1 protein-coding gene is annotated in these 245 nt (G+C 58.4%); it reads left to right on the top strand.

All coding sequences use genetic code 11. The annotated features are described in order from the left end of the window. Nucleotides 1-245: carboxyl transferase domain-containing protein (locus G8O24_RS43435; protein WP_283815679.1), on the top strand; the 245-nt coding region annotated here is incomplete at both ends.

Below are 245 nucleotides of genomic sequence, written 5' to 3'. Positions count from 1 at the left end.
CAAGGGGGCGCACTTCATCGAACTTTGCTGCAAGCGCGACATTCCGTTGCTGTTCCTGGTCGATGTCTCCGGCTTTATGGTCGGGTCCGCAGTCGAGCGTCAGGGCATTGCCAAGCATGGCGCCAAGTTCATGACCGCAATGGCCAGCGCCAACGTGCCGAAATACACGCTGATTATCGGGAATTCCTACGGAGCCGGCTATCTGGCGATGTGCGGCCGTGCCTTCAAACCTCACGCGATGATGA

The sequence above is a fragment of the Bradyrhizobium campsiandrae genome (assembly GCF_014529705.1).
GTDB lineage: Bacteria > Pseudomonadota > Alphaproteobacteria > Rhizobiales > Xanthobacteraceae > Bradyrhizobium > Bradyrhizobium campsiandrae.
The sequence above is the reverse complement of the archived record's forward strand: the minus strand, read 5'-3'. Positions and strand labels throughout refer to the sequence as shown.